Annotated in this window: 15 protein-coding genes, 5 tRNA genes and 1 other annotated feature; all 20 genes read right to left on the bottom strand. The window is 45.6% G+C overall.

Annotated elements, in window-relative coordinates; genetic code table 11:
• Window positions 1-326: 326 nt before the first annotated feature.
• Window positions 327-412: transfer RNA gene (locus tag VN447_RS15930), tRNA-Leu, on the bottom strand.
• Between the two features lie 115 nt (window positions 413-527).
• Window positions 528-613, bottom strand: a tRNA-Leu gene (locus VN447_RS15925).
• Window positions 614-620: 7 nt separating this feature from the next.
• Window positions 621-697, bottom strand: a tRNA-Ile gene (locus tag VN447_RS15920).
• A gap of 5 nt (window positions 698-702) precedes the next feature.
• A tRNA-Tyr gene (locus tag VN447_RS15915) sits at window positions 703-787 on the bottom strand.
• 3 nt (window positions 788-790) lie between these two features.
• A tRNA-Thr gene (locus tag VN447_RS15910) sits at window positions 791-866 on the bottom strand.
• A 173-nt stretch (window positions 867-1,039) separates the two neighbouring features.
• Window positions 1,040-1,501 carry a chemotaxis protein CheX gene (locus tag VN447_RS15905; protein ID WP_325526327.1) on the bottom strand — a complete coding sequence of 154 codons (462 nt, stop codon included), beginning with the start codon at window positions 1,499-1,501 and terminating at the stop codon, window positions 1,040-1,042.
• An 83-nt stretch (window positions 1,502-1,584) separates the two neighbouring features.
• Window positions 1,585-2,385 carry an undecaprenyl-diphosphate phosphatase gene (locus tag VN447_RS15900; protein WP_325526326.1) on the bottom strand — a complete coding sequence of 267 codons (801 nt, stop codon included), beginning with the start codon at window positions 2,383-2,385 and terminating at the stop codon, window positions 1,585-1,587.
• A 14-nt stretch (window positions 2,386-2,399) separates the two neighbouring features.
• The gene (locus VN447_RS15895; RefSeq protein ID WP_325526325.1) at window positions 2,400-2,912 is read right to left on the bottom strand and encodes an NUDIX hydrolase; all 513 of its coding nucleotides are present in this window, start codon (window positions 2,910-2,912) and stop codon (window positions 2,400-2,402) included.
• A gap of 101 nt (window positions 2,913-3,013) precedes the next feature.
• A complete protein-coding gene (locus VN447_RS15890) occupies window positions 3,014-3,718 on the bottom strand; it encodes a DUF421 domain-containing protein (RefSeq protein WP_325526324.1) in 705 nt (234 codons plus the stop codon).
• Window positions 3,719-3,791: 73 nt separating this feature from the next.
• Window positions 3,792-4,889 (bottom strand): ATP-dependent 6-phosphofructokinase, encoded by a 1,098-nt coding sequence (locus tag VN447_RS15885; RefSeq protein WP_325526323.1) that lies wholly within the window; start codon window positions 4,887-4,889, stop codon window positions 3,792-3,794.
• A gap of 83 nt (window positions 4,890-4,972) precedes the next feature.
• Window positions 4,973-5,713 carry an RNA polymerase sporulation sigma factor SigH gene (gene sigH, locus VN447_RS15880; protein ID WP_325526322.1) on the bottom strand — a complete coding sequence of 247 codons (741 nt, stop codon included), beginning with the start codon at window positions 5,711-5,713 and terminating at the stop codon, window positions 4,973-4,975.
• 174 nt (window positions 5,714-5,887) lie between these two features.
• Window positions 5,888-6,406, bottom strand: a complete 519-nt coding sequence (locus VN447_RS15875; protein WP_325526321.1) for an NYN domain-containing protein — start codon at window positions 6,404-6,406, stop codon at window positions 5,888-5,890.
• A gap of 19 nt (window positions 6,407-6,425) precedes the next feature.
• Window positions 6,426-7,823 carry a VanW family protein gene (locus VN447_RS15870; RefSeq protein WP_325526320.1) on the bottom strand — a complete coding sequence of 466 codons (1,398 nt, stop codon included), beginning with the start codon at window positions 7,821-7,823 and terminating at the stop codon, window positions 6,426-6,428.
• A complete protein-coding gene (gene rlmB / locus VN447_RS15865) occupies window positions 7,820-8,572 on the bottom strand; it encodes a 23S rRNA (guanosine(2251)-2'-O)-methyltransferase RlmB (RefSeq protein ID WP_325526319.1) in 753 nt (250 codons plus the stop codon). The genes VN447_RS15870 and rlmB overlap by 4 nt, the downstream gene beginning before the upstream one ends.
• 295 nt (window positions 8,573-8,867) lie before the next feature.
• Window positions 8,868-9,923: an HD-GYP domain-containing protein gene (locus VN447_RS15860; protein ID WP_325526318.1), complete on the bottom strand. Its 1,056-nt coding sequence runs from the start codon at window positions 9,921-9,923 to the stop codon at window positions 8,868-8,870.
• Between the two features lie 75 nt (window positions 9,924-9,998).
• Window positions 9,999-10,679 (bottom strand): FAD-dependent thymidylate synthase, encoded by a 681-nt coding sequence (gene thyX, locus VN447_RS15855; RefSeq protein ID WP_325526317.1) that lies wholly within the window; start codon window positions 10,677-10,679, stop codon window positions 9,999-10,001.
• Between the two features lie 21 nt (window positions 10,680-10,700).
• Window positions 10,701-11,186 carry a Mini-ribonuclease 3 gene (locus VN447_RS15850; protein WP_325526316.1) on the bottom strand — a complete coding sequence of 162 codons (486 nt, stop codon included), beginning with the start codon at window positions 11,184-11,186 and terminating at the stop codon, window positions 10,701-10,703.
• Complete coding sequence (gene cysS / locus VN447_RS15845) at window positions 11,183-12,625, bottom strand: cysteine--tRNA ligase (protein WP_325526315.1); 1,443 nt, start codon at window positions 12,623-12,625, stop codon at window positions 11,183-11,185. The genes VN447_RS15850 and cysS overlap by 4 nt, the downstream gene beginning before the upstream one ends.
• Window positions 12,606-13,289 carry a serine O-acetyltransferase gene (gene cysE, locus VN447_RS15840; RefSeq protein WP_325526314.1) on the bottom strand — a complete coding sequence of 228 codons (684 nt, stop codon included), beginning with the start codon at window positions 13,287-13,289 and terminating at the stop codon, window positions 12,606-12,608. The genes cysS and cysE overlap by 20 nt, the downstream gene beginning before the upstream one ends.
• A 54-nt stretch (window positions 13,290-13,343) precedes the next feature.
• Window positions 13,344-13,558, bottom strand: a binding site (T-box leader).
• A gap of 152 nt (window positions 13,559-13,710) precedes the next feature.
• Complete coding sequence (gltX, locus tag VN447_RS15835) at window positions 13,711-15,171, bottom strand: glutamate--tRNA ligase (protein ID WP_325526313.1); 1,461 nt, start codon at window positions 15,169-15,171, stop codon at window positions 13,711-13,713.
• Window positions 15,172-15,627 lie beyond the last annotated feature (456 nt).

Genomic DNA, 15,627 nt, shown 5'->3' with positions numbered 1-15,627 from the left:
TCTCCAATAAAGTGTATTTATTGAAGCCGTTTATCGGCTCATTAAATCAAAAAAAATGTTTTTGTTTGTGCTACAAGTAGCACAACGCACATCTGGCATTTTATGATGCATTACTTTACATTGTTCAGTTTTCAGGGAACGACGTGCATGGATGCACTAGTGTCACGAGTGTGCCATGGATGGCACGCTTTCTCGGGACCGAAGCACACGGATGCGCTTAAAACTACAGTTCATCTTTTGTCGCTTTATTTAACGACCGAAGATTATAATAGCATTTTTATTTATTTATGTCAATACTATTATGTACTTTAATGTTTGGTATTAAATGGTGCGGTAGAATGGATTTGAACCATCACGAGGTTGCCCCCGCCAGCCCCTCAAGCTGGTGCGTCTGCCGTTCCGCCACTACCGCATGTTAATTATAATAGGTTTTTCCTCATAGGATGTTCTTCGCTACCGCTCAGAACTAAGCGATTCACACAAGTTTCCGCGTCACTTTCGTTCCTAAAAACTTGGTTCTCTGCTTATGGTGCGGTCGAGTGGATTTGAACCACCACGAGGTTGCCCCCACTAGCTCCTGAGGCTAGCGCGTCTGCCGTTCCGCCACGACCGCATGATATTGGTGGATCTACTAGGATTTGAACCTAGGACCCGCCGGTTATGAGCCGGATGCTCTACCAAACTGAGCTATAGATCCTTAATTGGTGGAGGGAGGTGGATTCGAACCACCGAAGTCATAGACGGCAGATTTACAGTCTGCTCCCTTTAGCCACTCGGGAATCCCTCCATATGGAGCTGGCCAGAGGAATTGAACCCCCAACCTGCTGATTACAAGTCAGCTGCTCTACCAATTGAGCTACGCCAGCATCTTTTTCTTAGTTACCTTGTCTCAGTGACAAAACATATTATATAATACCGGCGATGCTGTGTCAACATCTTTTTTCATGGTTATTTTATCCAGAGGAAATAGGGAAAGTCAACAGTCATACCCTTAAATAATAAAGAAAACACGACTTTGCATAAGCCGTGTTTTCTTTTATTATGAGGCAAGTCCAACGTTGATTTCAATAAGCTGAGAGTCAACCATTAAACTAAGCGCTAAGTACTTACTATTGCTTACCCGTACGCTATATCCAGTACCAACAACTATACTGGGCGGCGAGATATCTACAACCAGCCCCTGCTTTTCAAAGTTTATGGCTGCATTGGCAGTAACCATATTGACCATTTCAGAAATGGCACTCTGCGCCATTTCGTCCATCTCAGACACCGGCATACCCATCATTATGGTAGAGGCTACCTTCTTGGCTGTATCGGCAGACATATTGTACGCTACATTACCCTTAATTTCTTTGGTGATACCAATAAGTACAGTAACCCCCTGGCTTGGTAACACTTGTTCCTTTATCTCCAGTCCACCCCGGTTAATTTCCTTAAAGCCTAATTGCGGTAAGATTGTTGTTATTGCTTCTAAAAATGGATTAATTAATTTTACGTCCAAAACAATACTACCTCCAACAGATCGATATCATTTGGCATATCATCGATTTATTATGCAACATGCGCAAAAGCAGTTGTTGCGATTTACCGCAAGAAGAAATAATAGTAGGACAGCCCAGCGACGACAAACCGGTAATAAGCAAACGATGCCAGTGTGGAGTTATTAAGGAACCGCAAAAACCAAACAATCGATATGTAGGCTGTGATAAACGCAACAACAAAACCGATGGCAAACATGGTAAAATCATCAACGCTCAACTGATTCCATATTTTCATTAAGTCATACACGCATGCTACCAGCATAAGCGGTACAGCAATAATAAATGAAAATTCGGCTGCCGCCTTGCGGCTCATCCCTAAAAATAAGCCACCGGCAATCGTTGAACCAGAACGGGAAAAGCCTGGCCACAGGGATAAAAATTGAAATAATCCCACGAAAAAGGCCTGTTTGATTGTCATCTTATCAACATCATTGGTTACCGGACGCTGCGAAGTTTTTTCAGCCACCAGCATAAGAACAGCACCAAGGATCAGCCCGATAATAACAGTGTAAGGGGAAAAAAGGTACGTTTTTATGGGTTTATGCAGAAGATACCCTATCCCCATTACCGGGATAATCCCGGCTAGCACATGCATAGCTGTCAGACCGCCGCCATAGATGGAAAGGGTTTTTGGTCTAAGCATCGCAAAAAACTTGTCTCTATATAAAATAAACACCGATAAAATGGCCCCTAACTGAATAAACACCTCAAATACACTGGCTTTTTCCCCTTCAAATCCTAATAATGAACCAACCAAAATCATATGTCCGGTTGACGAAATAGGCAAAAACTCAGTCAACCCTTCTACGATACCAATAATTACTGCAATCATGTTTTCACTCACTGGGTAACTTCCTCCTATTCTTTGTCACTTTCTGCCTTAAGCATATTTATTACCTGCGCATCTGTAGGAAACGCAAGGTCTGGCACCGAATCAAGCGAAAAGTAGGCCACTTGGTCTAAGTCATCGCCTGGGCAGAGGGTGCCGCCAGCCACTTGGGCCATAAACCAGACGCCAACAGTATGAACAGACGGGTTGTGAAAGTTGGATAAAACCGTATACACCTGACCTGGCTCAATGACTAGCCCGGTTTCCTCCAGGAACTCCCGTTTGACGGCGTCACGGATATCTTCATCATATTCTACATAGCCACACGGTATGCACCACAGCCCTGAATAACTGGCATTAGGAGCCCGCCGCCCCAGCAAAACAGTTCCATTTTGCCGTACAATAGCCGCGACCCCGACAATCGGGTTTTCATACAACGTATAGGCACACTTGTTACATACCAAGCGCTCGCGCTCACCAACCTGGCGAACATTTAATTGCCCGCCGCACTTAGGACAGAAATTAAACCGCTGTTTCTTCATGGCTACCTCCTTTGGACATGTTACTATTTTACCATATTTCGACTAAATTTCCTGCGCAAGTAAGAAATTTAATATTCTGCGTAAGAAAAACCCCGGGGGCTTCAGTGTAAAAACACATTGTGCTCCCGGGCGTCATCATGAATCACATGCAGCCGTTTTTCTTGATCCATAAAAGCTATAAAGACGTTGTGGATGCTGCTTAGATGCTGACGGCGGAATTCTTCAATTTGCTGCGGTGAAAATCCCATATCAGCCAGTGCCTTCACCTGCAATTTCCCCTCCAATATTACAGGCACTAAGATGCTGTTGGGGTTTACATTAAAATTAACCTGGCTTGGTGTTATCGGCAAATGTTCTGCTTTCTTGAGCACACTTAGTTTGCCATGAGGTTCTAAGACGGCAAGCTCGACTATTGTAATGTCAAAAACATCTTTTTCCCGCAGAAGTTGCAACAAGGTCTCAACAGGCATATGTACCTTACGCAGGCTCTCTTTGATTATTTGGCCATTTTCCACCATCACAAGCGGCTTAAAGTTCAGCTTGTGATTAACTGGGCGAATTTTGATGCTTAGCCAACCGACGAACAGTTGCATCCCCCCCAGTGCCAACAAGGCAATAAGCGAACTTACAAGCTCGATCCGGTGATCAACAATAAGCGCACCCGCTACAGCCCCAATGGTAATTGAGGTTAAAAAGTCAAAGGAGCTAAGCTCACCCAACTGACGGCGTCCGATTGCCAGCATGATGACGAGCAGCACACCCATACCTGCAACTACCCGAAATAGGGTAATGCCCAACGTTTCCATCGCAGCCCTCCACTGCGCGGATACATAAAACCACGCAATATTTAGGGCTTAGTGTAACCTATCTACAACTTTTTTAATCACCAAAACAAATACCGATCGCCCGGCCAGCTGTTAAGAGCTCGTTATCACTTGTGACATTATTTGCTTTACCGGCAATATCGACAATTGGCACACGAATAATCTGGTTTTTTTGCAATGCCACCATATTACCGAACGCCCCATCGAGTACACATTGGGCAGCTGCCACACCGTATCGGGTGGATAACACCCGGTCAAAGGCAGTTGGCGTCCCGCCGCGCTGAACATGCCCCAGCACCGTGCAGCGGGACTCCATTCCTGTAAGCTCCTCAATCTCTCTGGCCAGTTTTTCACCGATGCCGCCTAAGCGTACTTTCTCATGGCTGCCCTCGACAATACGCGCTATTGATATTTCCCCGCCTTGAGGATGAGCACCTTCGGCAATAACGATAAGGCTGAACTGTCGACCGCGTTGCTGGCGTTCTTTAATTTTTGCGATAACCGAGTCTGTTTTAAAGGGTATCTCCGGAATTAGGATACAGTCAGCACCGCCGGCCATCCCGGCATGCAGTGCAATCCAGCCGGCATATCGGCCCATTACCTCAAGTACCATTACCCGGTGATGGGATTCAGCGGTAGTATGTAATCGGTCAAGCGCATCAGTAGCTACGCCAACAGCGGTATCAAACCCGAAAGTCCGTTCAGTATCCGGTATATCGTTGTCAATGGTTTTCGGAACACCGACTACCGGTAAACCCATTTGATAAAATTCCGCGGCGATTTTAAGAGTACCGTCACCGCCAATAACAACAAGCGCCTCAATCCCGGCTTGCCGCAGGTTGTCCATCGCCTGAACCGACATGTCCTGGTAAACAATTTTCCCATCCTGTTTTTTAGGATAGCTAAAAGGATTATCGCGGTTGGTTGTACCTAGCATGGTACCACCACGTGGCAAAATACCAGCAACACTATTGTCTGTCAATTGAATCATTTGGTTTTCAACCATACCGCCAAAACCATTTTTAATCCCCCAGACTGTTAGACCCTGCCCCAGCGCAGTTCTCACAACAGCCCGAATTACGGCATTAAGTCCAGGCGCATCACCGCCGCCAGTCAATATTGCAATCGTTTTTACCTTGTTCAACTTAGCCATATAATCGATCACCTCATCTATAGTATATCTTTTAAGGAATATAAGAAAAAATGACACCGGCTAGTGGTGTCATTTATGCTGCGTTATTCTTCATAGTTTTCGCTGTAGTTGGCCAAGTCTGCCGGAGCATCTTTATTAAGACCGGTAAGACCTCTATACATACCGCGAATATCGCTGTCTTCACCGCGGTTTTCCAAGTAGCGCTCCAGCTTGCGTTTTACCCGTTGCAAGGCGTTATCAATCGACTTGACATGGCGATCGAGTTCAACAGCAATTTCCTGATACGACTTCCCATCAAGGTAAGACATCAGTACCTTCCACTCAAGATCGCTTAAAATTTCACCCATTTTTTCTTCAATATCAACAAACTCCTCACGGCTGATTACCAGTTCTTCCGGATCAGTCACTTTAGAACCGGATAGCACATCTAAGAGCGTACGGTCAGAGTCTTCGTCATAAATGGGTTTATTTAAAGAAACGTATGAGTTCAAAGGAATGTGCTTCTGCCTGGTAGCAGTCTTAATGGCGGTAATAATTTGCCGTGTTACGCACAATTCAGCAAACGCTCTAAATGATGAGAGCTTGTCATTGCGGAAATCTCGAATCGCTTTGTATAAGCCAATCATACCTTCTTGAATGATGTCTTCACGTTCAGCGCCAATTAAAAAATACGATCTGGCTTTTGCCCGCACAAAGTTACGATATTTATTAATCAAATACTCCAGAGCGACCGTGTTGTCATTATCTTTGGCGTCGAATACTATTTCTTCATCAGTTAAGTTGTCAAAACAACTATACAGATCGCGTTGAGTATTAACCCGCATCGCATCGCCCCCAACCAGTTTTATTTTGCTGTCGATAAATGGCCAAACTAATACTTTAACCACTCAAATCGGCCATTTGTTCATCGTGAAAAAAATAAAAGTGCACTAAACGGATTAGTGCCTACTGTATTAGTTCACGTCTTGTCAAAATAAATTATACCTTCAAGCGCAAAGTTAGTCAAGCCCATCTCTGCGCATCGCATCAAGGCGTTTGAGGATATCTTTCCCCAGACGGTTGCCGAGCTCGTGGCGGTCTCGCGCTAATACCTTCTGAGATATGTTAGCTTTAATCTCTTTTTTGGTACTAGCAACGTCATTCTTTAGCTCACGGGCTGAAATTCTGAATGCGCCAGCCCCTAAAACAAACATTTGCTCAGCCATATCGGATGTGACAACATAGACACGTTCACCTTGGCGGACAAGATAGTATACCATTTTCTCGATACAGCTGTCAGCTGTTTCACCTTCTTTGGTATAAATCACCTCCAACTCGCCGGCTTGAATTTGGCTGACACTTTTACCGGCGGCCATATGTGCATCAAACACAATTATTGTCCTAAATCCTTTATATGCACCATATTCACTGAGTATGTCCACAAGTTTAGATCGGGCATATTCTAAATTGTCTTTAACTGCAATTAGCTCAGACCAAGCATTAATCACATTATAACCATCGACGATTAACAAGTCCATCGAGAGAAAATCTCCAATCTTACTGCATGCCGGTGGCCTCAGACGGCTTGTCTGCATCCTCCGTCCGCTTCACTTTAGCTTTCACCGGTTTAGGGGCTGGTCCCGTTTTTATCAAAGTGTCGTCAGGCGCATATTTGTCACGCGATAATATTTCGCGTTTTAGTTCTCTGCCATTATTATCACGTATGATCCGAATAACAGTCACTTCATAGCCAGGCTTACCTGGTTTCTCAACCTTGTTTTCTCCAGGCGGCAAAGATGGGTCGGCCTTTTTAATAGTCGCTGGCTGAATTACCTGTTGGTCAACTGTCACAATATCAATATTTTTATCGAGCGCCCGTTGCCCAAATATCCCTATATTAAGCTTATTTCCTACTGCCTCAGCCATAATCATAACTGGCGCCGGGCTGTTGTTGACAAATTTAAAATCAAGCGCGTTATAGACAACAGTGGCATCCCGTCCAAGCGGGACATAGGAAAGTGGCTTAGAATGGTTAGTACGCTCAACAATGTTAAGCCCAGCCAGCAGTACAGCGTTGTACAGTGTTGACGAAACCTGGCACACACCGCCGCCTATTCCAGGTACAAATTCACCGTTAATGATCTCCATGGCCTCTTTAAAACCCTGGGATTTTTCCCTTGGCCCGACAGTATCGTTGTACGAAAAAATCTGTCCAGGGTAAAGTAGTTTACCATTAATTTTCTGTGCAGATAGTTTTACATTGACAGTGCGGTTAGCATCTTCGGTATTAAACATGGTTGTATACATAGCTACCAGTTCTTTAATGCCATTTTGGGCAAGCTCACTGGCCGTAATTTCAGGGTAAACCGGCTTGACTGGCAGGATAATCGTATTGGCATCGGCACGGTGAATGGCAGCCAGCATTAATTCTTTAAGAGCTGCAACATCAATCTCCTGCCCCTCCACCTCCGATACAATGCCACCTGTTCGCAAGCTTAATGTTGCATTGCGCGGCGGCCGGTTTACGGTTTCCTGCAGTTGTTCTAGGATGGTATCTAATTTATTCTCATTATACTTGATTTTGAGGGGGATAGACCAGCCCTGAGCTTGAACGTCTCGAATATTTCTTAGTCTCAACCACCATGAGCCTTCACGACCAACCTGCCAGGCAGCATCAGCCGTTGCTTCTGCGTCAATGCTATAATCAATATTCTCAGGTTCTATGCGAAACGTTGCACTGCCATAGGATAACAAGATGGGCTTGCTTTTCTGATCTTTTTGCCAAACATATAGTATTTGGGCTACTTCATCCCGGGTTTTTCCGGCAACCTCGATGCTTGCAACCGTCACACCATTGTACACTGTTTGGGCAAACAGCGGCCGGGTCAGCCAAAAAGCGGCTGTCCCTATTAGAACTACTGCCACTGCCAGAATCATCCCCACCCAGCGTTTCATTTTGCTTTCAACTCCCTTTGTCTAAGAACTTCATAGAGCAAGAGCGAACACGCCACAGAAGCGTTGAGAGAGGTAATTTTTCCGCGCATGGGAATGCGTACAACGAAATCACAGGCCTCTTTAGTTAGACGCCCCATGCCCTCGCCCTCGCTCCCGACAACAATGACAACAGGCCCGGTAAGGTCAGCTTCGTAATAGTCTTTAGTTCCGTCCATATCAGCTCCCACTACCCAAAGGCCTTGCTTCTTCAAAGCTTTAAGTGTTTGAGACACATTGCCAATTCGAGCTACCGGTACATGTTCAACTGCACCGGCCGAGGTTTTAGCCACGGTTTGGGTAAGTGGACAACTACGCCGTTTCGGAATAAGTACACCGTGAACACCTGTCGCATCAGCCGTGCGTAAAATGGCTCCAACATTGTGCGGGTCGGCTAGTTCATCCAAGAGAACCAGAAATGGCGGCTCATCTTTCCCGTAAGCCGCCGATAAAATATCATCCATATCAGCATAAGCCACCGGCGCAGCCAGAGCAACGACACCTTGATGCCGCACTCCAGCCGACATCTGGTCAAGCTTGGCGGTGTCAACTTCTTGTATTACCAAGCCCTGTTCCCGGGCCTGACTAATAATATCGCGGATTGAACCTTGCCTTTCCCCTTTGGCGACAAGGATTTTGTTCAGTGATCGTCCGGCTTTTAACGCTTCCAGCACACTATTGCGACCGGCTATTATTTCTGCATCATCAGACATAATTATCGCTCCTTAAAAAATAAAGTGAGACTTAGCTTCAGGTGGGGTTTTAACCCCATCTGAAGTTTAGTCGACCTTATCCAGGGACTTAGCCGCTCTTAACTCCCACTTGTAGAAGATGGGAGTCTTAGAGCGGCTTGGTCATCGGATAAAGTTTCCGTGTTTCTTATTATTATGAAAAAACGGCAGAATATAATCCTGCCGTTTGTCCATTAATGATTCACTCTGCAAAGTTGACTTAAGAGAAAAACAGATTGCGCACCCGTCGCCGGTAATGCCATTAACCAGAGAACCTTTAAGAAACTTCGGCAATATACAGAGTTGGGTTGGCTTCCATATCAATAGTAACTGTTTGGCTAACCCGCTCACCTGCCGCGTTTGCGGTAATATTAATAATTGGTTTAGTCCTTTGCTCGTCAGCGTAGTCGTGGACGATACCCATTGATTGATTATTCAGCCGGACAACAGCACCCAATGGGTAAATAGCTACATTATTTATTAAAACCTGAATAAGCTCCGGGTTAAAATAGGCAGCGCCGGCTTTTTGAATAATAGCCAATGTATCATAGACAGATAAGGCTTTCCGGTACGGGGTCGTTGCTGTCATCGAAGAATATACATCGGCAATCGCCGCAATCTGTGCAAACTCATGGATGCCACTGTCGCTGGCACCCCGCGGATAGCCGCTGCCATCAAAGCGTTCATGATGCTGTAACGCACAGTTTGCTGCTGATAAACTAATATCTGAGTTACGCTGCAGAATTTCATAGCCCTTCTCAGTATGTTTTTTTACAATTGCCATTTCTTCCGGGGTTAATGCGTCAGGCTTATTGAGTATATCACGGGAAATAGTAATCATACCAACATCCCGGAGAAGCGCTCCCAGACCTAGGTCCCGCAACCGCTGTCCTTCATGTCCTCGGCTGATTCCCATTATCGTGGCAAAGAAATAACCACTGACAGCATGTTTAAACAGATAATCATTGCAGGCTTGCATAGCAGTAAATAACGGCTGGATTTCCTTGTGCATACAACACTCGTCTAACAGCGCTAATACCTTACTTTTGACAGCCTCTGTTTGAACATATTTGCCAACACGCACTTCCTCAAGCGCCAGATGCGCGTTCAGCACAATCTCATTCCTGGCATTTTGCGCTGCCTCATCATTAGGGTCGATAAGTTGGGCTTCTCCCTCAATGTATATATACTTAATATCAAGTTCTGACAGCCTGGAAATATGAAATTCAGTTAGTTCAATACCGCTGTTTAATATTATCTGACCATTAAGTCCGTAAACAGGCTGCGCCAGCTGCATACCTGTTTGAATACCTTCCCGAAGTACACGCCGCACTGTAAATTACCTCCAGCAAAATAGCTTGATTGTCTATAACTTATTTTATAATGTTTATACTTATTTTTATTTGTTCTACTTTTGCTTTTTAATTCCTGCCAGTCGACCACAGGATAAAGACCCTTCTGTACAATAGCCGCCAGATACACAAGTGGGTCCTGCTTTGGTAAATAGGCGGGGTGCAACCGTTTGAACCTCAGCCAGCATAGCATTAGCCAGATTACGTATTTCCCACTGCGCCCGTTGGCAGCACCGTTTTTCAAAAAAGTGCAGCAGCGCACGCGCATTCATGGTTACAACAATTTTGGTTTCAGTAGCGTTAGCCAGTACATAGCGTGCATCCTCCTGATGCACACCGAGAGCTACCAATTCATCATATGTCTGCTGAACCTGCCTCATAAGAACGTCATATTTGGCCTTAGCCTCAGGGTTAGCGGCAACCGTGGGCGGTAAAATATACTCAAAGCCATGCTCGCTTACATACCGCTGTGACTGCTGGGAGTATGAAGCAATACGGTGGCGGACAAGCTGATGAGTAAGCACCCGGGAGATCCCTTCAATAGCAAAGGTAAAGCTCACGTGTTCAAATGTCGATAAGTGCCCCATGCCGAAAAGTTTGTCAATTAACGTGCCAACCTGCACATCAGACATCGTTTGTACCAATTCTTCAGCACCACTGGCGGAATAACAGAGCCGCGCCGACATAGCTACCGTACGTTCAGGGTCCGGGGTATATTGAATCAATTTTAATTTCATGGCGGCAACTCTCCCTTTTAGTTACTTTTTAGCAACAGCTGTCATTTCCCGGGAAATAATAGCGAAAGCTTTGTCAACAATTTCCGACAGCCTGTCGTATCTTTTCTGCAAATATAGATAACCCATTAGTGCTTCAAAGCCTGTAGCATAGCGGTATTCAGCAATCGAAGCACTCTTGGGTACTGTCGACTTAGCGTTACGGCCCCGCCTCACAATATCGGCTTCGTCGGGCGTAAGCTGGTCTTCCAGTATTTTAATGGCTTTAGACTGCATGACAGCCGATACAATCTTTGCATCAAAGGTATGTAACACCCTTACCTTATTTTGTTCATACCCTAGCAGACGTGTTCGCACATATAGTGTAAAATAGGCATCACCCACATACGCCAATACTAACGGCGACAGCCGCTCGGGAGCAATATCACCATATTTAGCCGGGGAAACTTCCCCGGCTTCATTGATTGTAAAAAAGTTATCAACTAACTTTTGAAAGTGATCAAATTTCACCGCTTTTTCCACCTGACTCCCTGTGGCGAGTCTTCGAGAACAATGCCGGCTGCAGCTAATTTGTCGCGGATTTGGTCAGCCGTTGCCCAATCTTTCTTCTGACGTGCTTCTTGCCTAATATCAATGATGAGATTCATAAGCTCATTAATCAGTTCATCATTGCCGTCTTGAGCTGTACCAGCGCCATCAGTCCGTATTCCTACGATCTCAGCCATCTGGCTGTAGACTTTGGCGACTTGCGCCAGAGCCTCAGTATCCAAGTCGGCTTTTCCACCGGCAACCTTACTGTGATAGATATTAATCTCTTTGGCTAAACCAAACATTGTGCTAATAGCCAACGCGGTGTTGAAATCGTCGTCCATCGCGGCAACAAACTCAGACATGGACTCAGTGGCAGCTTTAACGAGCGCCTGAGAGTCTGCACTGGAATTGCCTGCCGGGAAGGTTTCCAGGTAAGTTAGATTTTCCCTGGCTGTCTTTAGGCGCTCCAGGCTTCGTCCAGCTTCATCCAATCGCTCATCACTAAAATCAAGCGGACTCCGGTAATGAGTTGACAGAATAAAGAAGCGTAACACTTCCGGCCGGAAGTGCTCAAGGATGTCAATGACAAGAAAGAAGTTGCCCAGTGATTTACTCATCTTTTCTTCATTCACGGTAATAAAGCCGTTGTGCAGCCAAAAACGAACAAACGGTTCAATACCAGTAAAGGCTTCGGATTGTGCAATCTCATTTTCATGATGCGGGAACACCAGGTCGCTGCCGCCGCCATGGAAGTCGAAGCTTGCGCCCAAATACTTATATGACATAACTGAGCATTCAATGTGCCAACCCGGTCTTCCCGGCCCCCAGGGGCTATCCCAGGCCGGTTCGCCCGGCTTGGCGCTTTTCCATAAAGCAAAGTCCATCGGATGATTCTTGCGTTCGTCAACATCAACCCGGGCACCGGCCTTCATATCTTCAAGATTCCGCCCGCTCAATTTACCATAGTCCGGGAACTGTTCAACACTGTAATAAACATCACCGTCAACAGCATAAGCAAAGCCTTTGTCAACAAGCGTTTTAATCATAGCGATAATCTCAGGAATATGATCAGACACCTTGGGATATACATGTGCCCGACGGATATTAAGCGTGTCCATAACCTCAAAGTATGATGCAATATATCTGTTAGCAATAACATCCCAGGTCACTTGCTCGTTCTTAGCCGCATTGATAATTTTATCATCAACATCAGTAAAGTTCTGAACATGGTAAACTTCATAGCCTGAATATTCTAAATAACGGCGGATTACATCCCAGGTTATAAACGGACGGGCATTGCCGATATGCGGATGGTTATAGGGAGTAACGCCGCAAACATACATTTTTACTTTACCTGGCGTTAGTGGGACAAACTCTTCCTTTTGCTTGGTCAGGGTGTTATACACCTTCAGACTCATGCTGTTTCAGCTCCTTTTCCAACTGTTCAATCCGTGATTCCAATCGTTTCATATTTCGTTGCATACAGAGTAGCATTTCTGCAACAGGGTCTGGCAAATCATCGTGTTCCAGGTCGATACCGTCTATATCAGGGCGGTTTATTTTCTTTCCATCATGCCAAACAACTTTGCCTGGTATGCCAACAACGGTGGAGTTAGGCGGAACCTCGCGCAATACTACCGAGCCGGCGCCAATTTTGGAATTGTCGCCAACAGTAAATGAACCTAGTACCTTAGCGCCGCTGGCCACAACAACATTATTGCCGATAGTCGGATGGCGCTTACCCTTTTCTTTGCCGGTACCTCCTAACGTGACTCCCTGATACAGGGTAACGTTATTACCAATAATGCAAGTCTCGCCAATGACTACGCCGGTAGCATGGTCGATAAACAGCCCTTCACCGATAGTTGCCCCTGGATGAACATCCACTCCAGTTAATAAGCGATTAAAATAGCAAATCATGCGCGGTACAAGCACCCAGCCGCGTTTAAATAAATAGTTGGAAATGCGGTACAGCCAGATAGCATGTAGACCAGGATAGCACAATAGGACTTCGATTACGCTTTTCGCTGCGGGGTCACGCTCAAATACTACCTTAATGTCTTGTTTTATCCGCTTGAACATAGTATTCCCTCCTTAAAATAATTTAGAACGGGCATAAGAAAACCACCGTCTCAATACAGAGACGGTGGCCCGCGGTTCCACTCTGCTTGGGTATAATATCCCCTGCTTTACGCTGATAACGGCAGCAACCGAGACGGCCTACTTTAACTTTCACCCATCTTACTACCAGGTGCATTTCTACGAACCCTTACCCAGCGCCGCTTACAGCCGGTGGCGGCGCCTCTCTGAGGGGAGATGAACGCATACTTCTCCTGGATCATTGCATTTTTGGTGCTGGCGATTAACCAGTACCTATTCATTTAAGGTAGTTATTGTTGTCCAAAGTTCTTATTTCCGAGTATGTGAATCGGTTTTATGAATAAATTATACTAACGGCTGCTTGGCTATGTCAAGCAGCAATCTCGCCGTCTATACCCGCAAATTATACTTTAGCCAAAAGGGAATCCATTCTCGCTAAGGTACGTTCTTTGCCAATTAGGGGAATAAGGTTAATGAGCTCAGGCCCGTGCATTTTACCGGTTATGGCGATACGAACCGGCATGTACACCTTTTTGCCGCCCAACTTCAACTCTTTGGTGATACCCTTAAGAATAGCCTGAACGGCTGCAGGTTCAACAGGCTCTAAATCAGCCAATCTGGCTTTGAAAGCTTCCATTACTTTCGGTATATCAGCGTCCTTCATAATCTCATGTGCTTCTTCGCTCTCAAAGTGAAAATCATCATTAAAGAATACATCAATGTGTTCAGTAATTTGTGCGGCGTAGCTAATGTAACCCTGAAGTTCAGCCACTACTTTTATCAACCATTCTTTTTGGTCAGCCGTCAGGTGTTCGCCGATATAGCCGGCAGCCTGAAGGTGTGGTAAGGCCAGCTCTGTAATAAGTTCCGGAGCGGCTTGCTTCATATAGTGCGCGTTAATATAGTTAAGTTTATCAACATCAAATACGGCCGGATTTTTGGCTACCCGGTCCATCGAAAACTGCTCAACAAGCTCATCTGCGCTAAATATCTCCTGTTCACCGGGAGGTGCCCAGCCTAAAAGTGCTAAGAAGTTTACAATCCCCTCAGGCAAATAACCCAATTTTTTATACTGCTCAACCGAGGTTGCGCCATGGCGCTTGCTCATCTTGGTACGGTCTTTACCCAAGATCAACGAAATATGGCCAAACTGCGGCAAGGGCAGCCCAAGCGCCTGATAAATCAAAATCTGGCGCGGAGTATTAGACAGATGTTCTTCAGCCCGAATTACATGGGTCACTTTCATAAGCGCGTCATCAAGCACCACAGCATAGTTATATACCGGAATACCATCCGATTTTACAACAACAAAGTCACCCACACCATTAGAATCAAAACTTACCGTATCCCGCACCATGTCTTTAAATATAATCTGCTGATTTTCAGGCACACGGAAACGAACCGTAGGCTTGCGCCCCTCGGCGGCAAAGCGCTCGCGATCAGCTTGGCTCAAATTGCGACAGCGCCCGGTATACTGAGGTGTCTCGCCTCGATTCATCTGTTCCTGACGTTCGGCATCAAGTTCTGCTTCACTACAATAACAGTGATACGCTTGTCCACTTGCTAACAGCTTATCAGTGTACTGGCGATACAGGTCAAGTCGCTCTGTCTGACGATACGGCCCATACTCGCCACCCACGTCAATACCTTCATCCCATTCAAGACCCAGCCAGCGCAAAGACGCTTTGATGTTTTCCTCAGATTCCCGGGTCGAACGCTCCAAGTCGGTATCTTCAATCCGTAGAATCAGCTTGCCGCCCTCTTTACGCGCCAACAACCAGTTAAACAGAGCCGATCGCGCACCCCCGATATGAAACGGCCCAGTTGGGCTTGGCGCAAAGCGCACTCTAAGTTCTTGTTCCATTTATATGTACCCCTTCCATGCACTTTCTGAAGTATTGATATTAGTGTTAATCATTGTATATTCTAGCAGATTCTGCGTCAGCTTGCAAAATAATCAAATAAAAACCCGCTGTCAGCCCGCGGGTTTAGATAAATGTGATTTCACGAAAAAAAGTCAGCCTAACCTATGCAGAGTAAAAAAAGATATCCACAAACCTATTATAAATGGCTCTCTTTTCCATGTAAACAAAAACAGTTTATCTGTGAACAAGTCTCCAGCTATGCAGAGGGACACAGTGAAACTTGAGCAGTCAAAGGTATCTAACGAGGAATAGCAGTAAGAAAAACCGCTAACGCGGTCCTTTGGTATCGAGCACATCCGAAATCCGGTACTCGAATCCATGGACCCCTTTATAGTAACGTGGATGCATTACCCCGCCACAAGATTCACAGCTAAACTGCGGTGGGTAGCTTAAAT

This window comes from Sporomusa sp. (assembly GCF_035561155.1).
Taxonomy (GTDB): domain Bacteria; phylum Bacillota; class Negativicutes; order Sporomusales; family Sporomusaceae; genus Sporomusa.
Note: the sequence above shows the minus strand (reverse complement) of the source record. Positions and strands in the feature narration are given on the sequence as shown.